The sequence below is a fragment of the Microvirga soli genome (genome assembly GCF_016734765.1).
Lineage (GTDB): Bacteria > Pseudomonadota > Alphaproteobacteria > Rhizobiales > Beijerinckiaceae > Microvirga > Microvirga soli.
Map to the genome: position 1 here is coordinate 1 of NZ_JAERQE010000044.1, position 21,801 is coordinate 21,801.

19 protein-coding genes and 2 pseudogenes are annotated in these 21,801 nt (G+C 60.0%); 17 read left to right on the forward strand and 4 right to left on the reverse strand.

Going from position 1 to position 21,801, the window contains the following annotated elements; genetic code table 11:
* A pseudogene (locus JKL45_RS23715) lies at nt 1-259 on the reverse strand (IS110 family RNA-guided transposase); the annotation flags it as partial.
* Nucleotides 260-1,083: 824 nt separating this feature from the next.
* Between JKL45_RS23715 and JKL45_RS23720 the strand changes: the two are divergent.
* From JKL45_RS23720 to JKL45_RS23795, 17 genes and pseudogenes are all read left to right on the forward strand, one after another.
* On the forward strand, nt 1,084-1,287 hold the full coding sequence (locus JKL45_RS23720; protein WP_201864264.1) for a hypothetical protein: 204 nt from the start codon (nt 1,084-1,086) through the stop codon (nt 1,285-1,287).
* Between the two features lie 272 nt (nt 1,288-1,559).
* Nucleotides 1,560-2,003: pseudogene (locus tag JKL45_RS23725) on the forward strand (sugar phosphate nucleotidyltransferase); the annotation flags it as partial.
* Between the two features lie 893 nt (nt 2,004-2,896).
* Nucleotides 2,897-4,309, forward strand: a complete 1,413-nt coding sequence (locus JKL45_RS23730; RefSeq protein WP_201864265.1) for a sensor histidine kinase — start codon at nt 2,897-2,899, stop codon at nt 4,307-4,309.
* A gap of 302 nt (nt 4,310-4,611) precedes the next feature.
* Complete coding sequence (locus tag JKL45_RS23735) at nt 4,612-5,892, forward strand: multicopper oxidase domain-containing protein (RefSeq protein ID WP_201864266.1); 1,281 nt, start codon at nt 4,612-4,614, stop codon at nt 5,890-5,892.
* A 42-nt stretch (nt 5,893-5,934) separates the two neighbouring features.
* On the forward strand, nt 5,935-7,128 hold the full coding sequence (locus JKL45_RS23740; protein ID WP_201864267.1) for a multicopper oxidase domain-containing protein: 1,194 nt from the start codon (nt 5,935-5,937) through the stop codon (nt 7,126-7,128).
* 38 nt (nt 7,129-7,166) lie between these two features.
* A complete protein-coding gene (locus tag JKL45_RS23745) occupies nt 7,167-7,835 on the forward strand; it encodes an SCO family protein (RefSeq protein ID WP_201864268.1) in 669 nt (222 codons plus the stop codon).
* Entirely contained in the window at nt 7,832-8,425 is a 594-nt protein-coding gene (locus JKL45_RS23750) for an SCO family protein (RefSeq protein ID WP_201864269.1), read from the forward strand. Before JKL45_RS23745 ends, JKL45_RS23750 begins: the two co-directional genes overlap by 4 nt.
* A gap of 18 nt (nt 8,426-8,443) precedes the next feature.
* Complete coding sequence (gene gspG, locus JKL45_RS23755; RefSeq protein WP_201864270.1) at nt 8,444-8,989, forward strand: type II secretion system major pseudopilin GspG; 546 nt, start codon at nt 8,444-8,446, stop codon at nt 8,987-8,989.
* Entirely contained in the window at nt 8,989-10,086 is a 1,098-nt protein-coding gene (locus tag JKL45_RS23760; protein WP_201864271.1) for a PilN domain-containing protein, read from the forward strand. Before gspG ends, JKL45_RS23760 begins: the two co-directional genes overlap by 1 nt.
* 1 nt (nt 10,087) lies before the next feature.
* Entirely contained in the window at nt 10,088-10,642 is a 555-nt protein-coding gene (gene gspM, locus JKL45_RS23765; RefSeq protein ID WP_201864272.1) for a type II secretion system protein GspM, read from the forward strand.
* A 335-nt stretch (nt 10,643-10,977) separates the two neighbouring features.
* On the forward strand, nt 10,978-11,166 hold the full coding sequence (locus JKL45_RS31065; RefSeq protein ID WP_446685714.1) for a SctD/MshK family protein: 189 nt from the start codon (nt 10,978-10,980) through the stop codon (nt 11,164-11,166).
* 171 nt (nt 11,167-11,337) lie between these two features.
* Nucleotides 11,338-13,596, forward strand: a complete 2,259-nt coding sequence (gspD, locus tag JKL45_RS23770) for a type II secretion system secretin GspD (protein WP_201864273.1) — start codon at nt 11,338-11,340, stop codon at nt 13,594-13,596.
* 49 nt (nt 13,597-13,645) lie between these two features.
* Complete coding sequence (locus tag JKL45_RS23775) at nt 13,646-15,385, forward strand: GspE/PulE family protein (RefSeq protein ID WP_201864274.1); 1,740 nt, start codon at nt 13,646-13,648, stop codon at nt 15,383-15,385.
* 9 nt (nt 15,386-15,394) lie between these two features.
* A complete protein-coding gene (locus JKL45_RS23780) occupies nt 15,395-16,615 on the forward strand; it encodes a type II secretion system F family protein (protein WP_201864275.1) in 1,221 nt (406 codons plus the stop codon).
* Nucleotides 16,612-17,055 (forward strand): prepilin-type N-terminal cleavage/methylation domain-containing protein, encoded by a 444-nt coding sequence (locus JKL45_RS23785; protein ID WP_201864276.1) that lies wholly within the window; start codon nt 16,612-16,614, stop codon nt 17,053-17,055. The genes JKL45_RS23780 and JKL45_RS23785 overlap by 4 nt, the downstream gene beginning before the upstream one ends.
* Nucleotides 17,036-17,467 carry a type IV pilus modification PilV family protein gene (locus JKL45_RS23790; RefSeq protein ID WP_201864277.1) on the forward strand — a complete coding sequence of 144 codons (432 nt, stop codon included), beginning with the start codon at nt 17,036-17,038 and terminating at the stop codon, nt 17,465-17,467. The genes JKL45_RS23785 and JKL45_RS23790 overlap by 20 nt, the downstream gene beginning before the upstream one ends.
* On the forward strand, nt 17,464-18,093 hold the full coding sequence (locus JKL45_RS23795) for a hypothetical protein (protein ID WP_201864278.1): 630 nt from the start codon (nt 17,464-17,466) through the stop codon (nt 18,091-18,093). The genes JKL45_RS23790 and JKL45_RS23795 overlap by 4 nt, the downstream gene beginning before the upstream one ends.
* A 548-nt stretch (nt 18,094-18,641) precedes the next feature.
* On the opposite strand, the gene JKL45_RS23800 is transcribed toward JKL45_RS23795, so the two are convergent.
* From JKL45_RS23800 to JKL45_RS23810, 3 genes are all read right to left on the reverse strand, one after another.
* Complete coding sequence (locus JKL45_RS23800) at nt 18,642-19,172, reverse strand: prepilin peptidase (protein WP_201864279.1); 531 nt, start codon at nt 19,170-19,172, stop codon at nt 18,642-18,644.
* A 28-nt stretch (nt 19,173-19,200) separates the two neighbouring features.
* Nucleotides 19,201-19,785, reverse strand: a complete 585-nt coding sequence (locus JKL45_RS30915) for a hypothetical protein (RefSeq protein WP_376771067.1) — start codon at nt 19,783-19,785, stop codon at nt 19,201-19,203.
* Between the two features lie 476 nt (nt 19,786-20,261).
* A complete protein-coding gene (locus tag JKL45_RS23810; RefSeq protein WP_201864281.1) occupies nt 20,262-20,930 on the reverse strand; it encodes a LuxR C-terminal-related transcriptional regulator in 669 nt (222 codons plus the stop codon).
* Between the last annotated feature and the right edge of the window lie 871 nt (nt 20,931-21,801).

Here is a 21,801-nt window from a genome sequence, read left to right on the forward strand (position 1 = left end):
TCAACGCTGCCTTGGCATGCCGGGCATCGATGCAGATGACAGGCAATCCCAGCGCATTCAGCTCGTTCCAGAGCCACGTCGCCGTCGCTCCAGTCTCAAGCCCCACCCGGGCCACATGCGGCGCATGGGATTGAATGAAGCCCGCGATCGCCTCCGGGTCGGAGGGGATCATGCCTTCGCGTACAATCTTCCCCGTTTGATCGACAATGCAGATCGCCGTCAGCTTCAGCGAGACGTCCAGTCCGACATAGTGCTCCATGGCTACCCTCCTCACGGTCAGGGCCCTGGCGTGGGCCTCGTCGATCTTAGAGAGCTGATTCCCAGAGCCAGGTTATGGCGCGGCCCCGGAATTACCCCATGTGTGAAAACGCTGACGAGCCACTCCTCGGAGAAACTTTATGTCTCGTAAGCCCCGATTAGCCGGGAAATCCTCGGGGCAAAGCCGCGAACTTGTACGAATAGTTCTTCATAGTCAGCTTGGTTCGAGTTTTCACACAGGCTGGACCATTCTGGCGTGAACAGGCCCTACTAGGAACCCTTGGCCGAGTCAGGGGATCTCAAGGCGCTCTGCGCACCCGACCTGACCAGCATCCTAGCGCTGACGAGCCCGGGCCACAGCACGCGCCGCGACGGCGCGCCAGTGCCTCTGGTGTCGGGTGTGTTGCCTCGGTCCTCGAAGGTCTTGCGCTCGATGTCCTCTTGCACCATCGCACCGAGGTAGGCGCGTTCTGCTGTGATAAAATATGCGACTCCGACCTGCAAACCAGATTTTGGGCTGATAGCTTGTAGGTGGATGACGGACGACCCCGACATTTCCGAGTGCGCGGGATCATCCCTCATGCCGCTGACCGAATTCATAAGGACATCGTCATCATTGTCCATCTGGCAACGGAACAATGTCGCTGATGAACGCCGCCGACAACATAATGGCGGAGAAGATACCTCTTTTGGCTTACCTCTTCTGTATCGTCGCGAATCCGTGAAACCTGACCTTATAAGTCTTCTCGCGAAAACAAATTTTAAGAATGAATCGCAAAAAATGCGGATCAGCAAAGCAGATCTGCAACATCACGGGGGCAGAAGATGATCTCTCAAGTCGAGCATGTTGCTCGTGCGTTCTACGACGCTGAGAACGATGGACATTCTTGGGACAGCACACCCAACAATATCAAAGACGAATTTCGCTTGTATGCTCGTGCGGCCATCGCACTCCATGAGCAGCTCCAAAACCAAAAACTAGCAGAAGCGGGTAGATCAACATCGGTGGACATCTCCGAAGCTGCCTAATGCCCGCCACTGACGCACTTCATCACTAGCATATCATGATCTAGCCTATTTATCTGGGCGACGGACCCGCCGGTGGGTTGGGTCATCAAGTGCATATGCGGCTGGGCTGGCAGCGAGCCACGAGAGGGTCGCCCTTTGTTGGCTTCCGGCAGTCTGCTGTTGCTCGCGTTTGGAGGGCACACAGAAAGGGGACTATTCGGACATCCGGCATAGGTCCCCCTGGGTTGCCTTAATCCGTCTGCTCTCATCGAGTGGGCGAGTGCCATATTGAGCAGATGATCGCAGCCTACGACAAGCACGGCGGCAACATCATCGCCGTGGAGGAAGTGCCCGAAGACCAGACCCACCAGTACGGCATCGTGTCGGTGGGCCAGGAATTCGGCCAGACCTTCGAGATCACCGGCATGGTGGAAAAGCCCCCGAAGGGCACCGCACCGTCGAACTACATCATCTCCGGCCGCTACATCCTCCAGCCCCAGGTCTTCGACCTGCTCTCGACCCAGGAGCGCGGGGCCGGCAACGAGATCCAGCTCACGGATTCGATGATCCGCCTCATGAAGGAGCAGCCCTTCTTCGGCATGAAGTATCACGGCAAGACCTACGACACCGGCTCGAAGATCGGCTTCCTCATGGCCAATGTGGCCTATGTCTTGGAGCGCGAGGAGCTCTCGGGTGAGTTCCGCAAGGAACTCGAAGCGCTGCTGCGGCAGAAGTAAATGGGGGAGGCGACGAGGAGCTTTATGTAGGAGATGATCTGGCCGGACGGGCGACGCGAAGCGCGTACTCGATTGGCAGCCAGGTCTTGCCTCATTCAGGAGGAAGATACCGAGTCTGAGAAGCCCTCTAGACCAGCTTCTGAGATCACAGGAACAATCCGGGTCGGCTGCGTGGGATGCTGACCCTTTTAGCCGAAGTCTTTACATCCCTGAAAACCGTTGCGAAGGGCGACCCTCACCTGGGCAATAATCTGACACGGGAGGCGTGATCAGGACAGTAGCCTGTATGCCGGCTTGGCAGCGCTCGGATGCCAGCGTGAGAGCAGCCCGGCGCGCCGTCTCTTCTGTGGGATAGACGTGCAGGAGAAATCCCTGTGAGGAGACGGACCAAGTATCCTGGTTGACTTGCCTGACTTCAAATAGCTCCATCGTGCTGCCCAATGGTGGTTTACCAAAGCTTAACGGTTGCCCTTCGCAGGTGCAACATGAATGAGCAGCCGCCGTAGACCCTGGGGTCATCTTGGTGCCGGAGCTTTGTTCTCAGCCTCAGGATTAGGCCGGTCAACCCGGTTGCCCGTTGCCTCGTTGCCAGGCAGCAGGCTACCGGGTGCACCACCATCGCACCAATCTGGGTGAAGAGTACCTGCACAACATCTTAGCCCTTGGCAGGACCAGTCTGCATCAAGCGTGGTACCTCGTCAGATGTGCCTACCAGTGCAGCTTGCTATTGTGGCTCCCCCCAAGCGTCAGTACAGTTCTTGGTAAGCAGTCGTGCCTGGCCAGTCCGGGCGTCTCGAAAACAAATGGCTGCGATTCAATGGGAAGAACGCAGATCCAAAGAGGTTCTACTAACGGAGCTGAACGGATCCGCGCTATCACGCTAGGGGAACCTCATGAAGGCTTCCAACGAGTTGACGCTTGTGGGGGACCTCCCAAAGAGCTTGAAGACCCAACGTAGGCTTGCACGGCAATTTGCTTTTGTGGCCGTTGCCGCAATCCTGATTGCCATGTTTACTCTTGGAAAATGGGTGTCTCAGAAAGTCGAGAGCAGTGTGGCGGAGTTCGCCGGGGCTTCGGCCGCACTCTATGTCAACACATTCATCACTCCTCGCCTTCAGGAACTAGCGTACAGGGACTCCTTGTCCCTGACGAGTATCGAGGCCTTGAATGAGGTGTTGGAAAGGCCGGCTGTGCGGACGCACGTTACCTCCGTTAAGGTCTGGCGGCGGGACGGTTTGATTATCTACTGCAACAACAGAGAACTTATCGGCCGGCGGTTCAGTCCCAGCCTGCATCTAAAGCAGGCTCTAGCTGGGCACGTGTCTACAGAGGTGGGCGATAGTCACCACGATGGCAGCAAGGAGGGCGGTGCTCCACGCCAGTTCCAACTTGCGGTCTACACCCCAATCCATGACGCCAATACTGGCGAGGTACTAGCCGTCCTAGAGTTTTATGAGAATGCAGAGGAGGTCAGAGGGCAGTTGGCTGTCGCCGAGGCGCAGAGTTGGGCCATCACCGGCGTGGTTGCTGTCGGAATGATTGGAGCCTTTTTCTCGATCCTGTCACAGGGCGGAAGAGCTATGGAGCAGCTGCGTGGGTCTCTTTTCCAGCGGGTTTCTCAATTGCGAGAGCTACTGCGCCAAAACGAAGCTCTGCGTGCCCGTGCCGACCGCGCCGCACGAAACGTGATCTCCGGGAACGAGCAGTTCATGCCTCGAATGGCCTCCGACCTGCGCGACGGACCGGCTCAGTCGATCAGCGTCGCACTCCTGCACATGAACGCACTGGAGCAATCCGGCAAAGCCGACGATAGCGCTGCAATCGTGCGAAACGCACTCTCGAAGGCTCTTAGAGATATATGGAATATATCCGCTAGCCTAATGATGCCGGAGATCAAGGAATTGTCCTTTGATGACGCGCTAGTGTTTGTTGTTGAAGATCATATGCGCAGATCGCAAAGAGTGGTTCAGCATGATCTGCGTAGCGAGGAGCTGCCCGCCTGCCCGCCCGATTTCATTAAAACCCTGGCTGCTCGCTTTCTTCAGGTTGGCCTCGATGGTGTTAGCGCGCAGGAAAGCACCGCGCATACGCTCGTCTGTGTTCGCCGCGATGGGGGGGACATTGTCGTGGAGATCAGGAGTTGGTGCCACGACGCCGCCGAGAACACCAATGAACGATCCGTCCAGCTTGGCCTGACCGGCATTTGGGACCAGATCGAAAGTATCGGCGGCACCATCAGCATGGCGAAGCAACCGGCAGGGGACGTCTACCTCACGGCGCGTCTGCCACTTAGCCTAGATGCTTGAGGGGTAAGCCATTTTCACACAGTTGTGCCAGCATCTTGCCAGTTGCACTCAACTTGCCGGTGCGGGATTGGAAGCGACCAAACAGCCATCATCCTAGGGACCATTACAAATGGCTAACCCGGGATTTGAGCACCCGCAGCCTGCTGCTCAAAGAGACTGGCACCACCTCCTCCGGCTACCCCCGGACGCGTCTACCAAAGCTCCGATGAACTAGGACCCAAGTCGATTGAAGACTCGGACCATTGTCGGAGGCGCACCCAGCTGCCTCAGGCTAGGCTCTTCTACGTTTCAGGGTGCATGTCATGAAAAGACGCGACTTTCTCAAATATGGCGCCGCAGGCCTCGCCACAGCCGGAGTGGGGCTTTCCCCTTTTGAGGCCTTCGCCCAAGCCCTCACGGGCACAGCTGAGATCAAGCTAGGCATCACGGATGTCGAGACAAGGCTGGTCGATGGCGACAAGGTCAACATGCTGGCCTTCAAGCTCTATGGCGGAGCAGGGCCCCTGGCCACCGGCCGGGTGCCCGGTCCGGTGCTGCGTGTCAGGGAAGGAAGTACGGTCAAGATCACCCTCACCAATGATCGTGAGGAAGCCCATGGCTTCGAGATCACAGGTGTACCGGGCACCAAGACGCAGATTGCACCGGGGGGCACCTCGACGATTACCTTCACGGCCCCGGTTGCTGGCACGTACATCTATCATGACAGCCTCGGGGACACGCCCCTCTATCGAATTCTCGGGCTGCATGGAGTTCTCGTGGTCGAGCCCCTGAACGGTGTCACCCTCTTAGGCAGCCGAACACCCTACAGCCTTGATAAGCTCGCGCCAGGTTCCCGCACCGCAGTCAGTGCCCTGTTCGATGCGCTCGGCACGACTGACCGCTTCCAGGGAGGGGCAGACGGCAAATGGGTTCCAGCGCCGCTGACTGCTGAAGCCTCGATCCGGGAGAAGATTTGGATCTGCTCGGCCATCGATCCGAAGTTCAATGCGTTGATCGAGCGGGGAAAGCCGATTGTGCTGAATCCTGCCCTGACTACGAACGTGGTCGACAATTTCGTGCCCAGCTACTTCACCATCAATAATCGCAGCGGGTACGATCTTCACGCGGATTACGACGGCATGCTCCCGGCGATCGCGAAAAACTATATCGGCGAGCCGACCCTGTTCCGCATCGTCAATGTAGGTCTGGCCCATCACGCCAACCACTTCCATGGCAACCACCTGATGGAACTGGCCCGTGTGGATCTGAATCCGACATCTTCCACTTACGGCCAGATGATCGTTCCCGAGAATATCTTCGAGGTGGATACGACAGCCATGTGGCCGATGCAGCGCCGGGATCTTCTGCTGCCATTCGAGATCCCGCCGGACATCCCGTACCAGATCCCCGTGTCGAGCCCGACCGGCGGTCAGTTCCAGCGCATGGTGAACAAGCAGGCGCAGGAGCCATTCCCGCTCCGCTACGTGATGCACTGCCACACGGAGATGTCGCAGACCGCTGCCGGCGGCAACTATCCTCAAGGGATGGTGTGCCACTGGGAAGTCCTTGGCGGCCTCGGCGGCCGCGCCAAGGTAGCAGGATGACGTCGTCCGACAAGCCCCATGTAGCCGATTAGGGTTAAGACAATGACAACCACGACGAAAACAGCGGGCGCTACTGCAGCCATTGGCGGTACCCTCGCCGCCGGCGGGGTCGCCGCGCAGACCATGCCTCCCTTGGGGCCCAATTCGACCGCAGTTCCCGGCCCGGGTGATTATAACGGCGGCAGCGTCGACTTCACGAGAACAGGTGTCAAAGGGAAAGAAACCTTTGGAAACTTCGGCTGCGATACCTTCGATGGCAATCCGAACACCCCCGACTGGACAACGGCCAACGCTTATTTCGTGCGTACCGTTCAGAACGTCGACATCACCATGCCTGACGGCAAGAAGATCCGGTGTTGGGGTTTCGGAGATCCCTTGAAGGCACCAGGCCGCGAACTCTTGCCGTCGCCCGTGATCCGTGTGCAGGAGGGCGACCTCGTGCATGTCAAGCTCCAGTCCAGCAAGGGAACGCACACGATCCACCATCATGGCATCGAGCCGACTACGATGAATGATGGCGTGGGCCACGTATCGTTCGAGGTGAAGGACGATTACGTCTACCAGTTCCAGGCCCGGCACGCCGGGACGTTCTTCTATCACTGCCATAAGAACACAGTGACCCATTTCGAAATGGGGCTCTACGGCTTGCTGATCGTTGATCCGAAGCCGGAAAACGGCCGGGTGCTGGCCTATGCCGGCGGACCGTTCTACGATGTCGAGAAGTTCTGGGTTCTGGACGACATGGACCCGCGCTGGCATCAGATCACCAATCTCGATCATGATGTGGGCCTGTGCGGTGACGATGCAGGGCTCAATATCTTCGAGCCCAAGTATTTCCTGATCAGCGGCACACCCACACGGCCCAACGTTCTCGCCGACAAGCAGAAGATCGTTGCTAAACCCGGGCAGAAGATCCTGATCCGGCTGCTGAATGCGAGTTACTCGGTTCTCCAGGTGATGTTCGAGGGCTTAGAGGTTCAGGTGATCTCGGTCGATGGCCATGCCCTCAACAAGCCATGGAATAAGTGGCTGACCATTGCGCCTGGGACGCCGTTCACCCTCCCAACGGCACAGCGTTACGACATCTTGATCGATACCGCTTCGCCCGCCAATCAGGCCAAGACGGGCTATGCACACAAGGTCCATTTCGAGTTCCAGCATTGGGTCACTCGCAAGGTGCATAACGCTGGCGACAAGATGTACGAAGGCCGCGCCTTCACCACCATCACCATTTGAGTTCCACCATGTCTGCAAGGTCATATCGAGCAGGGCTGTTGTCGGCTCTCACGTTCTCAAAAACAGCAGCGGCGGTTGGGATGATCGGGCTTCTCGGCGTCTTGACGCCAGCCTCTGCCCATGAAGGTCACCACCACGCGAATGCCGGTGAGATGGAGGCCTCCCCGCAGGTCTACGTCAAGGCGCCGCCACCGCCCGAGACCCTTGGTCGTCCGTTCGAGTTGATGGACCACAACGGTCAGACGGTGACCAATGCGTCCTACACGGGAAAGTGGCTTCTCATCTTCTTCGGGTTTGCCGGATGCCGTGAGGCCTGTCCCACCGGCCTCGTGAGCATGCAGGCGGCCCTTGATGTCCTCGGCGAGGAGGCGGAGCGGGTGCAACCGCTCTTCGTTGATGTGTCGATGGAGGAGCCCGACATCACCGGGCTGGCGCAGTTTGTCAGCAACTTTCATCCCCGTCTTGTGGGGCTGACCGGCACGAGAGCACAGACTTTCGCGACAGTGAGAGATTTCAAGATCCGTCGCGAGTACGCCATGGCCAGCTACAGCACGAAGGAAACCGGTCCCCGTATCAATCATACGACCTACCTCTATCTGGTTGATCCCAGCGGGGTGACGCGCGCGTATTTTGATCACACGCTTGAACCCGAGCGAATGGCCTTAGCGATGCGGCTGAACATGAAACGCCGGAGGGTCTCACAGTGACAGGTCGTACCTTTTCCCCATGGATTATCCTCAGCGCCGTTATGCTGGCACTTGGCATGACGCTCCCGCAGACGGTGCAGGCCAGCCCTGCAGGGCATGAGCGGCCCCCTCTCGGTGTCACATTGGATCCTCTGTTCCAACTCACGGCTCATCACGGTCGGCCGGTCACACGTGCTGACCTGCGCGGCAAGCCCTTCGTGGTCCTGTTCGGCTACACGAACTGCGACGATGTCTGCCCCACCTCCTTGTTTGAGGTCTCGGTTCTCCTGAGCCGGCTGGGATCGCAGGGCGATCGCCTGCCGGTTCTGTTCGTGACGGTCGATCCGGAGCATGACACCCCGGACCAACTGAAGTCATATCTCGAGGCATTTGACAGCCGGATCGTCGGCCTGACAGGATCGCGGGATCAGGTTGCTGCCGTCGCGGTAGCGTTTGCGGCACCGCTCAACAAGGTGCAAGCCGGAGAAGACGACAAGAAGCACCTGTCGCAGTTGTTCTTCATGGACCGGTATGGGCTGCTGGCAAGGCCAGTGAACTATACCGCACCAGAAACGGCCGGAGCCGTGGCAAAGCGATTGCTGGCACAATAGACCTCCAGGGAGGCACCCATGCGCAATCTTAAGCAGAACCTCCTGCACATCCTTCGCCAGGTGGTACGCCAGGCCGATAACAGTGACCGCCTCAGTGTTGCTTGGGACCGGCCCAGCCGCAGGCCCACCACCCAGGCAGGGTTCACGCTCGTCGAGGTCATCGTCGTCCTTAGCATCATGGGCTTAATCATGGCTTTGGTGGGCCCGCGTGTTCTAGGATACCTTACAGATTCGAAGGAGAAAATGGCGCGGATTCAGGTCGAAACCCTCTCCAATGCCGCTGAATTGTTCTTCATCGATAACGGACGATATCCGCTTGAGCCGGAGGGAATCCAAGCCCTGATCACGGCCCCGGCGTCACTGCCTACCTGGCGAGGCCCCTATTTGAAGGGGATGACGGTGCCTGCGGATCCGTGGGGACGGCCGTATCGCTACTCCAGCAAGGACCGTGGACGCAGCTACGTCATCAGCACAGAGGGGATGCCTGACCAGGGCGCCGGAACTACGCCCAAGCGCCTGTCATCGGCACGACCTCAGGGTGGTGGGCGGGAGGGCGCCTACTGATGAGCGGCTCGCGCGCGATCGCACTCGGCCGCAGCAGCCTTGCGACCTTGTGGCTAAGGGAGTGGAGGACGCTTCGCGACAAGGCTCTGCGCGGCTCATCCGCGTCCCGCCGTCCGGCTCATCTGCTGCTTGACCTCGACGAGGAGCAGCTAATCGTGATGCTGAGGGAGCCGGACGGTGAGGAGGTCACTCTTGATGCCTGCCCACCGGCTGCTTGGAGCCGTGAACGCCTGACCCTTGCTGCGCGAAGCGCCTCGTCGCGATCTCGTGGTAGGAAAGTGTTGACGGTTCTGTCCTGTGCACAGGCTGTCACGGGATCCCTGTTCGTCCCGCAACAGGCCCGTTCGCAGGCCGAGGACATCATCCGCGATCATCTCCGGCGCAAAATGCCGGTGCCGCTTGAGGATCTAGTGCTGGGCCACGAGATTCGGACCGCCGCGCAGGGAAAACTCGAGCTGGCCTACCTTGCCGTCCCGAAGCGACAGGTCGAGGGAATCCTGGCTCGCCTGTGTCTGCGATCAACCGACATTGACGCGCTTCAGGCGCCGGCAAGGACGCATCTGCAGCCGGCGATCGTCATCTATAACGTGCGAGCTCGTGGCACAAAGGACTGGGTGCGTCGAGGAATCGCGCTCCTTGGTCTCGTTGCACTTCTAGCTCCCATTGGTGGTTTTGGCATGCAGGCTTGGCAACAAAACCGGATCCTGTCTGACCTTGAGGCGCAGGCAATTGCCGCAACTGAGCAGGCCAGAGCATCGACGGATGAGCTCAAAACAATCTACAGTCTGGCAGGCGATCTCGAGCGGTTGACAGCAGTCGGGGCCGCCCCGGGCGTGGTAGTGATCTGGGAGGAGCTTGCGCGTCTGTTGCCAGACACAAGTTACCTCTCATCAGTTGAAATTAAAGGCAATGAAGTTCACGCTGAAGGTTTGTCAGCCTCCACTTCGGACCTGATCAAACTTATTGAGAACTCACAATATTTGCATGGGGTTTCTTTAACCGGGCCGGTTGTGTTCGAGCGAGAACACGGAAAGGAGCGCTTCACGCTCAGAGCGCTAATGCGAACGCAACGGTTTCCGGCAGGGGAGGGTGGGTAGCATGGCTGCTTTGCCCGGATCATGGGTGCGTCCGACTGTGTTTCTGGCAGCGCACACCTTAGTGGCGCTTCTCCTCGCCCTAATCGTCATTGTGCCCAGCGTAGGCTTCCTGCAGGACCAGCGGCACAGGATAGAGCAGAGCAGCCTTGCTTTAGAACGGGCTAACTCCGCCCTTTCGAGGAACGGGGCGGTTGCGGCACTGACCCCTGAACAGATCGCTGCGGCGGCCAACCGCTACATCCAAGGGGATAGCGAAGGGCTGCAGAATGCCGATCTCCTCAGTCGGCTTCATCGTGCTGCGCAGGAGCAGAGTGTAATCCTGAGATCGGCCACACCGCTGGCACCGCGAGAATGGAACGATCGCCGGCTCGTCGGGGCACGCATCGAATTCACGGCATCGACGGAGAAGGTCGCCCGGTTTATCGCCGGCCTTGAGGATGGAGCTGCGCTGCTGTTCATCGAGCAGGCGAGCCTGTCTAGCGACGTGGATGAGGGTGCCGATACACTTGCTGTAGTAATTGAAATCTATGGGGTAGCACGATGGACCGAGAGTTAGCGGGAGCGCGCCCCTCCTGGCATGGGGCCCTGGCGCTGTGCACCCTGGTTGGATTGGCCGCCGGTTCAATTCATGTTGCGTGGGGAGGGGTGAGATCCCCTCTTCCAGGCGCCCGAACAGCCCCGATAGGAGCCCATGAAGTATCGTCGATCCTGCCGGCCCTTCGTGCAAAGGGAGAGTCAGCCTTCACACCCGAGGCCTTGATTGCTCGTCCGCTGTTCGCGCCAAACCGTAAGCCATATGAGGAGATTGAGCCTGCCCCGGAACCAGAACTGGTGGAGCAGCCAGCTCCGCCGCCTCCGCCCGCGCCACCGTCGTACCTTGTGGATGGGGTTATGGTCTTCGCGGAAACCCGGAAAATCCTGCTCCGGCATCAGCCGCGCGAGCCGGGACAATGGTTGAGCCAGGGAGATAAGACGGGGGAAGGATGGACCATCGTGTCGATCGAGCCTGACGAAATCGTATTGAAGCAGGATGACCGGTCTGTCACGCTATCGCCCCGCACGCGGCGGAGCATCCACTAGTCTTCCCCATGCCATGTCATGCGCGCGCTGCAGTTAAGGATGACTACCGATCGACTCGCTACACCTCTAAAGGGCTATTGTTTGGGCGTCGAAACTCTGAAAGAATTACTCTGAAAGGAATACAGAACATCAAAAGTATTCATTAGAAATTTATTCATAGGGGCGACGTTCGTGCGAGTTCTTGAGGCCTGTGCAGTCCTGCGCGCTAGGGTCCGGCGCGACTTCCCCGCTTTTTTGGCGGCTGCAGCGGCCATTTCGCTGGTCGCGTGCCAGTCCGCCGAACCGATGAGGGGCGCCGGGTTTCCTCAACGTCCAGCGGCCGATGACGGCAAGTACAGGCCATTCGGTCTCTACGCCATGCTATCGGATCCAACGGGAGCGACTCCCGCAGAGCGCAGCCGATCCCACCTTGGTACAGGCCTCTTTACAGGGGAACCCCGAATTTCAAACGCATCGCTGACAGCGGACAAGCCCCGTGATGGCGGCAGCCATACGCTGAACCTGGTTGATGCCTCGATCACCGAGGCGGCCTCTGCGGTGCTGGGTGACGTTTTCGGCGTCAACTACACGGTTGATCCGAAGATCGACAGCCGGATTACCCTTCAAACCACAAGGCCCGTTGACAAGGAGGGGATTGCGGAACTGTTCGAGTCCTCCCTGCGGACGGTCGGAGCTGCGGTCGTGAGGAACGGTAAGGTGTATCGGATCGTCACCGCCGATCAGGCAACGATGGGAACTGGCTCCGGAGCGGATCCCGGTGGGCAGGGGATCGGAAATGTCACCCGTGTTGTCCCCCTGCGCTATGTAGCGGCGGCTGAGATGCAGCGCATTCTCGAGCCGGTTGCGCCTTTCGGGGGTGTGGCCCGCGTGGATGGGTCGCGAAATACTCTGCTCCTGTCCGGCTCCGCTCAGGAGATCGCCACGATGGAGGAGACGATTTCCGTCTTCGACGTAAACGTCATGAAGGGCATGTCGTTTGCGGTTGTGCCCATGCGGGGGGTGGATCCCGATGCAATCGTCGAGGATCTCAACAAGATGTTCGGGGTTGGCGCCGACAGCCCGATGCAGGGGATGGTGCAGTTCATCCCCAATGCACGGCTCAAGTCGATGCTGATCATCTCCAAGCAGCCGCAGTACCTGCAGGAGGCGCAGGTCTGGGTCCGCCGGCTTGATGAGCAGGCCATCGGGCCGGAGCGGCAGTTTTACACCTATGTGCTGCGCAACCGGCAGGCCAAGGAACTGGTCGAGGTCCTCAACTCGATCTTCGCCGGTAACGGCGATGCCGAAGAAGGTGCTCAGCCTCTCCCTCCAGTCCAGCGTGCATCGGTCCGCACGGCCAATGCAGACAGCGCACAGTTGGAAACGGGCGTAGCGCCGCCTGATCGCTTCGCGATCGTTTCAGCCAGTGGTGCCGCACCCAAAACGTTTGAGCCCTTTTCCAACGTGCCCCTGGGAGCGGGCGGCGCTGACAGCGCCGCCTTTGGTGCCGGCGGCCCCGGAGGAGGCCGGATCAAGGTCGTAGCGGATCCTGCCCAGAACGCGCTCCTGATCCTTGCCACCCACACCGATTACAAGCGGATCGAGCGGATCATCGCCAACCTCGACATCATCCCCAATCAGGTGCTGATTGAAGCCACCATTGCGGAGGTGACACTCAACGACGACCTCAAGTTCGGCGTGCGTTGGTTCCTCCAGAACAAGTCCGGTTCCCGATCGGGCACCTTCACAGATCTCCTCTCCGGGGCCATCGGCGCCTCACATCCCGGCTTCTCCTTCATCGCCAAGGCGGCGGGGGGACAGATTACGCTCAATGCGCTGAACCAGATCGGGAACGTGAGGGTTCTTGCCTCCCCCAGCCTGATGGTGCTCGACAAGAAGACCGCCACCCTGCAGATCGGCGACCAGGTGCCGGTGATTACGCAATCCGCCGTGAGTGTCGCCACCCCGCTGGCGCCCGTGGTGAACTCGGTGTCCTACAAGGATACAGGCGTCATTCTCAGCATAACGCCGCGGATCAATGAGTCGGGCCGCGTCCTGCTGGATATTGAGCAGGAGGTGTCGACCGTGCAAAGGAATACCACCTCGGGCATCGACTCGCCTTCCTTCGGGCAGCGCCGTGTCAAGACAAGCGTGGTCGTCAATGACGGGGAGGGCATCACCCTGGGCGGCCTGATCCATGACAGAGCCACCGATGTTGCCACGCAGGTGCCTGTGCTGGGTGATATCCCGATCTTCGGGAAGGCCTTCCAACACAAGGACAACATCATCGAGAAAACCGAGCTCGTCATCATTCTGACCCCGCGGGTCGTGCGCGATCTGAACGAGGCGCGAGCGGTGACCGACGAGTACCGGCGCAAAGTCCAAAGCTTCGCACCGAACCGTGATCCCGGCCGCCGCCTCATCAACAATGTCAAGCGGGTGCTGGAATAGGCGGCAAGGCTTGAGGCCTTGTCTGGGGAGGCGACCTTAGGATCACGCCATGACACAGCAGGTTCGAGCCCAGGGCCATCCATCTGATCCGTATTCAAGTTCCTTCCGGGACGCCTTTGGCGCTTTCTTGCTCTCGTCCGGCTTCCTGGATCGTGCTTCCGTCGAGCGAGCGCAGCGGGCTGCGGCGACAACCGGGGAACGTTTCGATCAGGTCCTTACCAAGCTCGGCCTTCTGTCCGAGGGCGACCTCGCGGTCAGCCTTGGGCAATATCTGAACCTGCCCCTCTACACCCCGGGTGGCGAGCCGCTGCAGCGGCTGCTCGGCGATAGTCTGCCCGCGTCCTTCGTATTGCAGAACCGGATCCTGCCGGTGCGGCTCAATGAGACGGGCCTGACGCTCGCGGTTGTCGACCCACTCGATCAGGTGCCGCTCGACTCCATGCGGTTCGTCACTGACCATGCCATTCGGCATGAGATCATCACGCCGGCGGATTTCGAGCGAGCGGCCGAGGCGCTCTATGGGGAGGATGGAGAGGCTTCGCCTGATCGCGCGGCTCCTCAGGGCAGCGAGGACCCGAGCGAACACGACCTGCAGCGGCTACGCGACAGCGCCAGCGAGGCCCCTGTCATCCGGCTGGTCAACCAGATCATTGCCGACGCGGTGGATGCCCGGGCATCTGACATATACATCGAACCCACTGTGGAGGCTTTAAGCGTTCGGTTCCGTGTCGATGGCTTGCTGCGCGTCGTCCATGAGGTGCCGGTGCGCCTGCGAGCTGCCGTTATCTCGCGCATCAAGATCTTGGCGCGGCTCGACATTGCCGAGCGTCGCCTGCCACAGGACGGCCGGGTCAAGCTTGCCATCCGCGGCACGGATATTGACTTCCGGGTGGCGACAATCCCCACGGCCGACGGGGAGACAGTGACGCTACGCGTGCTCGACCGCAGTCGAGTCAGGCTCGAGTTCCCGGCCCTCGGCTTCGAAGATCGTCACATCACGCTGCTCCAGCGGTTGATGGAGCAGCCGAACGGCATCATTCTTGTCACCGGGCCGACCGGCAGCGGCAAGACGACGACGCTTTACACGATGCTCAAGCACGTCAATCGATCGACGGTGAAGATCTTCACCGTCGAGGATCCGATCGAGTACCAACTGCAGGGCATCAGCCAGGTTCAGGTTCAGCCTGCAATCGATCTCGATTTTCCAACCTGCCTGCGAGCAATCCTGCGCCATCATCCCGACATGATCCTCATCGGCGAGGTCCGTGATACGGAAACCGCCCGGATTGCTGTCCAGGCCTCCCTCACAGGCCATCTGGTGCTCTCGACCCTGCACACGAACAGCGCATCCGAAACCGTCACGCGTCTTATCGATATGGGGATCGAGCATTTCCTGCTGGGATCGACCTTGCGCGGCATCGTCGCCCAGCGACTTGTGCGCCGCCTGTGCCCGGCCTGTTCCCGCCCGCATGCGGATAGCGCACATCTGACGGCACGTTTATGCGAGGAGATGCCAGCGCTCCGGTCCCAGGACACGCCGGACCTGCGCCAGCCCGTTGGTTGCGAACAATGCCAGTCGAGCGGCTTCCGCGGACAATTGTCGATTGCCGAGATCATTATTGTCAATGATGGCGTGCGGAACCTGATCCTGCAGCGCAAGCCTGCCGCCGACATCGAGCGTCTTGCACGCACCAATGGTTTCAATTCGATGTATGAGGATGGTTTGGCCAAGGTCTGGCAGGGGCTAACGACCATCGAAGAGGTCCTGCGCGTAACGCAGGATGCCTAGGGGCGGCTCATGAAGTTTCGGTTTGAGGCTTTCGATCAGGCCGGGAATGTCCTTGAGGGTGAGGTGGAGGCCGCTACCGTTCAGGAGGCGCAGGAGCTCGTTCGGTCCCGGGGGATCACGCCCTACGCGATCCGTTCTCCGGGATGGCGCGACCTGCTGTTCGGCGAGATCCGCTTCGGAGGCCAGGCCCGGACCGTCGCTGATATACCCCTCGCCCGGTTCTCACGCGATCTTGCGGTGCTTCTTCAGGCAGGGGTCCCTCTTGATGCCAGCATACGCATCGCCTCTACCACCGCGGAGGACCGTTCTATGCGGGAGGTCGCCCTTAAACTCCTGGAGGGGATTCTCGAGGGCGGCTCTCTGGCCGAGGTCATGAGCCGAATGGGACGCACGTTCCGGCCCGAGTACATTCGGATCGTGCAAGCCGGCGACATCAGCGCCGATCTCGGGCGGGCTCTGCAAGATCTGGCGGACTTGCTCGACCGCCGGGTGGAGATTCGGAGCAAGATCCGGGCCGCCTTAGCCTATCCGGCGCTTCTCGTGGTGCTTGCGGTGATCTCACTCGGAATTGTCCTTGGTCTTCTCGTCCCGGCAGTCACCCCGATTTTCCTTGAGAATGGCATGGCCCTTCCAGGTATGCTCGCAGGCATGGAGGCTGTCCGCAGGAACGCACCATCCATCCTCATCCTGGTACTGTTCTGCGCAATCGCCATTGTTCTGACGCTGGGTGTCGCCCGACGCTACCCGTCTCTGAGAGTTGCTGTCGACCGGCTCTATATTCGCCTGCCGGTCGTCGGAGGCATGGCAGGATTGCGGGAGGCGGCACGCTTCACCCGAACCCTCGCGACGCTGATCAAGGCCGGCGTTCCGCCGCTTCAGGCGCTTCAATCCTCCTGTCCGCTGGTGAGGAACGAGCACCTGCGTGGCCTGCTGGAGCGGGCCGTGACAGATGTGCGCGCAGGTGCCACCATCGGCACTGCTCTTGCCACATCGGCTGCCCTGCCTGCCGTCGTTCAGCAGATGGTGGCCGTCGGGGAGGAGAGCGGACGCCTTCAGGACATGCTGGCCCGAGTTGCCACCATCCTGGAACGGCAGGAACAGACACGGGCGGCGCAGATGCTGGCAATCCTCACCCCGGCCGTCACGATCCTGGTCGCGGGCATGATTGCCGCAATCATTCTCTCGGTGATGGGAGCAATCCTGTCCCTCAACGATCTGGCGCTGCAATGAGCCGATCCACCGCCGATGCCGGATTTACCCTCATTGAGATCCTGGTGATCGTCGCGATCCTCAGCCTCATCCCCGCCCTTGCGAGCCCACTGCTGCGCAAGCCACCCGCGCCGGCGCGCCTGAAGGCCGACGTCACACGCCTGGCCGCGGCGCTGCGGGTCACCCGCGCCGCCGCCATGGCGCAGAACCGGGACATGGATTTCGTGATCCGGCGTGGCCCCCGGACCTACGGCTCCCCCGCCATTCCCATCTCCTCGCTGGACCCGGAAGCCGACATCAGAATGATCGCCTCGGGAGCGGGACGCTTTGTCGGTCCCGATACCATCCGCTTCTTCCCGAACGGGCAGTCCACAGGCGCCGATCTGCGCCTGCGTGTAGATCAGGCTGAGACCAGCCTTCAGGTTATCTGGGCCACCGGTCATGTTATTGTCCATCCCTAGGAGGTGCCGCACCGCCACCCGGCGCCGGGCGCAGGACGGTTTTACGCTGCTTGAATTTCTCGTCGCCTTTACCGTGCTCAGCTTGTTTCTGACGGCAGGACTTGCCGCTGTGGCTGTGGCGCTACGCGGCGACCGGCAGGCGGAGTTTCTAACGCGTGCAACCCCTCTTGCTCAGGCGAAGCTGGTGGCGGCCGGAATTGATTTCCCCCTGCGGGCCGGCGTCGTAACAGGCTCCTTCGGAAACGGCTACCTGTGGCGGGCCGAGGTGCGAAACTACCGGTCCGTACCTCTCAAGAAGGCGGGAGCACTTCATGCCTACTGGGTTGAAGTGACGGTTGCCGAGCCCTCCGGCACGGCTGGCCGTTCCCTTTCCCTGGCAACGATTGCGATGGCCCGGGAGGCGCGTCCATGAGAAGGCACGGCACAGATTCTTCACGAGACGGGTTTGTCCTGGCTGAGGCGCTGTTCTGTGTGATCCTGATCTCGCTCACGCTCGCGCTCGTCGGCACAACCCTGACCTTCGGTCGTCGGCTGGCGGATGTCGGGCGCGGACGCGAGCGAATCGCTCAAGTCTCGACAGGTGCTCAGGCGCTTGCCGACTGGCTCTCGCGTGCTCTGGCCGTTCAGCAGATCGCAGCCGGGGGAGGCCGCCGTGTTCTCTTCGACGGGCAAGCAGGCCGGCTGTCCTTCATGACACTCAGCCAGGGCGATGCACAACCAGGAGGGATCCTGGCCGTTACCGTAGCATTCGCCGGCTCAGAGGCAGGGCGCACAGGTGCGTTCGTGTTTGTGGCCGCGCCGGTCTCGGTCGGGGCGCGCAACTCTTCGACAGCGGCAAGGGAGCAGGTTCTGATAAATCATGTCGTAACGGGGCGGTTCCGCTATTTCGGAGCGCCGGCTGACGGAGAGGCACCGCGGTGGCTGGACCACTGGACGCAAGCCTCGCGGCTCCCGGACTTGGTGGCCCTGGACGCAACCGTGGCGCTCGGGCCGCGCCAAGAGACCATTGAACTGAAGTTCCCCGTGTACGTGCGGTAATACCCACCCAACCTGAGTGCCGGGTTCTGCCGGGCCATTTCGGATCCAGCGCCCGGCAGCGAGGCGGACAATGTTGAGTCCAGGGTTGTGGTTGCGATTATGTTCCCCGCCGCCGTCGCTGCAAACCCGTCGCTTGACGCTCAAGTCCTCCTCGCCCTATGGCCTGGATGCGGCCTTGCAGCCCGAGCAGGTTTGGGTGGTGTAAGCTTCGTACCCTTCGGCAGAGATCACTGCTGCGCGATCACATCTTTACCGGGATGATCCCCGCCACATGGAGCAGTTTGCGCCGAAGGAGGCTTTGCCATTGCCGACGGTGATCTGCCATGCGGATGAGATTTTGTCCACGGAATCCGCTGCAGAATGGTAAGGGGCTTCGCATGTGAATCTGTGGAAGATGTCCTTTCGCCTGTACTCGATCTTGGCCTCGATCGCCTCATAAGCGGCGTCTTACTGCGCTGTTCTGCGCGAGTGTGTTTCCTCTTCATGGCGCGCTGCAGAAATCCAGCCAAGCCTAGGTGACTTTGGCTGGAGTGTCTGAGCTTGCGGCCTCAGGCTTGGCCTGGGAGCAACATCATCAGCCATGTATCCAATGTTTCCGACTCAGGCTCAGATGCCAGAAGCTGAACACCTGCAACGACTGTTGTGCCAAGAGCCAAGAACGGACCGAACGGGATACGGCGGTACCGATCAAAGGATCCCGCTGCTGTTTGCATGGCAAAAACGCAGAGAAGAGCAGAGATAGAAGCCGCTAGGAGGGCCGGTGCGAAGCCTTCCAAGCCCGTCCAGGTCGCTGCGGCACCCACGAACTTAACATCTCCCCAGCCCAGTCCATCATAGCCTCGCGAAACTCGAAACAGCACCTGAACGAGGGCCAAGAGTGCAGCCGCAACAACGGATGCCGTCAAAGCCGATCTGAGATCAACAACGCCAAGTAGGAGTGACGCTGCAAGACCCGTCACGAAGATCATCGCGTTGAGGCTGTCGGGAATGATCAAGGATCGGATATCGATCACAGCCACCGGCAGTGCCAGGGCGACAAGAACGGCGAGTGCGGCAACATGGGTGATCTCGAATGTCATGGAAAGATCCTTGTCGCGCGGTGTTCGATCAACATGCCGAAAGGCGTGCGGTCTGCTTGTTGAGATCACGCCCGAAGCCGGTGCGCCATTCCCGGATAGCATAGCCATCTTGCAAATCAGCTGACACTTCTACAACAGCCTCTTGAGAGTAACGGGACCCGAGCCCCGTCAATACCTCACTGCTGACCACGAACGCCTTGCCAGGGGAAGCAGCAAGATAAGAGGGCGGCAGGCGACCACCAGCCGCAGCGCGTGACATCGCTGGTCCATCGGGAGTCAAAGCTGACAGAAGAGCCAAGGGAGCCAGTTCGGCATCAAAGCCGGTACTGCCGGAATGCGCTGTCACCAGCGGCAGCATGGCCCGAAACAGGCGCTGGTCCACGCCTGGCACTTGACCAAACTCGAATATTGTTCTGAAGGCTACGGCATCTGGCAGCGCGATGCCTCGCGCACGCTGAGCTTCAGCTGCTGCCTCCCGCAATTCCAGGATGCCGTTCATCACCAGAGAGCCTGCTTGACGATCCGGAGCCAGTCGGTTCAGGGCCGTTGCGAGCAGCGCGGGAGCAGCGGTATTGAGATCGATCTTTCCTCCTTCATCTGCAACTGAGATCACCACCCTCGATCCAGCCAACGTGCAAATCACAGCGTTCTCATCTTGGCTGAAACGCCTTGATGTGGCTGCGCTTGTTGATCTGGCGAGGAGGTCCAGTAGGCCGAGGGTGACACCTGCTTTCGCCAACATCTCCGCGCGCGCCCTTTGGGCAAGATGTGAGGCCTCAATCGCGCGGTAACGGGCTGCCGAAATGTACGTGACGAACAATAGTGACAGCACGCCGATAGCCCAGATCACTGATACCAGAGCAAACCCATCCTGAGACGTCCCAGGTGGCGAGGCTGGCACGGCTGAAACTGGGCTCAAGGATTGGTGGGAATGCGTCCCGCCAACCCGTGCAGACGCGCCTGCAAGGCGATTTCGCTGTCTGCAAAAAGGCCCGCGCAGAGTCTCCAGACTGATCCAGAGCATAGTGCCTCGACTAGGATATTTCATGGAACCACAGGCGCTCTGGTCGGTGTGGCGGCCCTTTTTTCCTACTGCCTCAGAGGCGCACCCGCAGGCATCCGTCCAGCGGCTAGAAGGGCGGCCTCCACACGATTGCGAACTTGAAGCTTCTGCAGAATGTTGGTCACATGGTGCTTGATCGTCTTCTCGCTCAAGGCCAGCCTACTGCCGATTTCCTTGTTGCTGCACCCTTTGATCAAGATCGAGAGGATCTCCTCCTCCCGCACGGTGAGGTCGAACATAGGGCTGGGCTCCGGAGCTACTTTGGCCATGCTGCCATCACCTTGCATCAGAAGTTTTGCCGCGACGCTAGGCGCGACATAGTATTCGCCACGCTTCAAAGCGCGCACAGTTTGGACGAGTTCGTGCGCACTGGTTGCTCTCGTGAGAAAGCCACGCACACCCCGCCGGAGCGCCGATGGAACTTGCTCTTCACCCGCCGTTGTGGTCAGCGCCAGGAGGCTCGTGACAGGAAACTGCACGAGCGTGTCGCCGGTACTACTGAGGGTGCTGCCAAGGATGCTTAGATCAATCACGATCACGTGGGGCTCATACTCCCTTGCGATGCGGAATGCGTCTTGAGCCGTTGTGCCTTGAGCCACCACGTCAATGTCGGAGTGCGTTTCGAGCCCGTAGATTACGCCCTCACGGAACAGAGGGTATTCATCGATCACTGCGACACGGATCTTTGTCTCCATTTCACCCCCCTACTCACCCCGGTCGCCTGAGAGGCCCCCGCCTCGGTCCAGTTCGCCGGCATAACCACCCCTCCGCATACGACGACATAACCTCCAGGTAAGCTTGGTCCTGCAAAATTGAACTCGGGGCAGGCAAGCAAAGGAAAGCTTAGTCTGTCAGAAGAATGTGCTCCTATTGGGACATATTCTGGCCTTATTTCCAATATCGCCTTGGCGGTATCCGACGCTATACGGTGGCGATTCAGTATTACTACGGCCGAGTCCATGCTTCCCTCTTAAACTCCTACTAACAAGGGATAGTTGCCAGCAGCCTGACGGCTAGGCTTCGTATACCTCGAGTTGGGTAGTGGTAGAGTGCACCAGATGACAGTGCATGGTCATGGACCGAGGACGAGGTTCCTGACTTTGCCGTACGAGAACAGGCCGATGATACCGACCCACTCCGCGAAGCAGATGCCAAGCACCTCGCAAAGCGACCGGTTCCGTGCTCAAGGGCATACGTTCATAACTTTCAGCCGTGACCGGTATATCGGATCTAGGCCGGTTCGCGCCATAGGCTGGACATCCTCAACACCTAGGGGATCCGCCCAGAGCGGCACCCTGTGCTCGCATCAGCCCCGAAGACGTGGCGCACTCCGTTGATGGTTCGAGACAATACGGCATGGTGACTGAAGTCTCAGACCAAGGTCGGACCGTTTGCCATCTTTGGGGCGGCCTCACTCAGACCTCAGACCGCGTGGCATCAGCCTTCCGACGGTGGTCGTGTAGCGCCTGCTTCGGCCAATCTTGGTCCCACTGATCCGCATCATCGGACCAGGATCGGGGGCAACGATGGATAGCGTGACATTTCACTGCCAGGGCAGAGCGGGGG

Excerpts from the sequence above, each read along its gene's own strand:
- JKL45_RS23720 (WP_201864264.1), top strand. The coding sequence starts at position 1,084 with ATGATCTCTCAAGTCGAGCATGTTGCTCGTGCGTTCTACGACGCTGAG.
- JKL45_RS23730 (WP_201864265.1), top strand. The coding sequence starts at position 2,897 with ATGAAGGCTTCCAACGAGTTGACGCTTGTGGGGGACCTCCCAAAGAGC.
- JKL45_RS23735 (WP_201864266.1), top strand. The coding sequence starts at position 4,612 with ATGAAAAGACGCGACTTTCTCAAATATGGCGCCGCAGGCCTCGCCACA.
- JKL45_RS23740 (WP_201864267.1), top strand. The coding sequence starts at position 5,935 with ATGACAACCACGACGAAAACAGCGGGCGCTACTGCAGCCATTGGCGGT.
- gspG (WP_201864270.1), top strand. The coding sequence starts at position 8,444 with ATGCGCAATCTTAAGCAGAACCTCCTGCACATCCTTCGCCAGGTGGTA.
- JKL45_RS23760 (WP_201864271.1), top strand. The coding sequence starts at position 8,989 with ATGAGCGGCTCGCGCGCGATCGCACTCGGCCGCAGCAGCCTTGCGACC.
- gspM (WP_201864272.1), top strand. The coding sequence starts at position 10,088 with ATGGCTGCTTTGCCCGGATCATGGGTGCGTCCGACTGTGTTTCTGGCA.
- JKL45_RS31065 (WP_446685714.1), top strand. The coding sequence starts at position 10,978 with ATGGTCTTCGCGGAAACCCGGAAAATCCTGCTCCGGCATCAGCCGCGC.
- JKL45_RS23775 (WP_201864274.1), top strand. The coding sequence starts at position 13,646 with ATGACACAGCAGGTTCGAGCCCAGGGCCATCCATCTGATCCGTATTCA.
- JKL45_RS23780 (WP_201864275.1), top strand. The coding sequence starts at position 15,395 with ATGAAGTTTCGGTTTGAGGCTTTCGATCAGGCCGGGAATGTCCTTGAG.
- JKL45_RS23785 (WP_201864276.1), top strand. The coding sequence starts at position 16,612 with ATGAGCCGATCCACCGCCGATGCCGGATTTACCCTCATTGAGATCCTG.
- JKL45_RS23790 (WP_201864277.1), top strand. The coding sequence starts at position 17,036 with ATGTTATTGTCCATCCCTAGGAGGTGCCGCACCGCCACCCGGCGCCGG.
- JKL45_RS23795 (WP_201864278.1), top strand. The coding sequence starts at position 17,464 with ATGAGAAGGCACGGCACAGATTCTTCACGAGACGGGTTTGTCCTGGCT.
- JKL45_RS23800 (WP_201864279.1), bottom strand. The coding sequence starts at position 19,172 with ATGACATTCGAGATCACCCATGTTGCCGCACTCGCCGTTCTTGTCGCC.
- JKL45_RS23810 (WP_201864281.1), bottom strand. The coding sequence starts at position 20,930 with ATGGAGACAAAGATCCGTGTCGCAGTGATCGATGAATACCCTCTGTTC.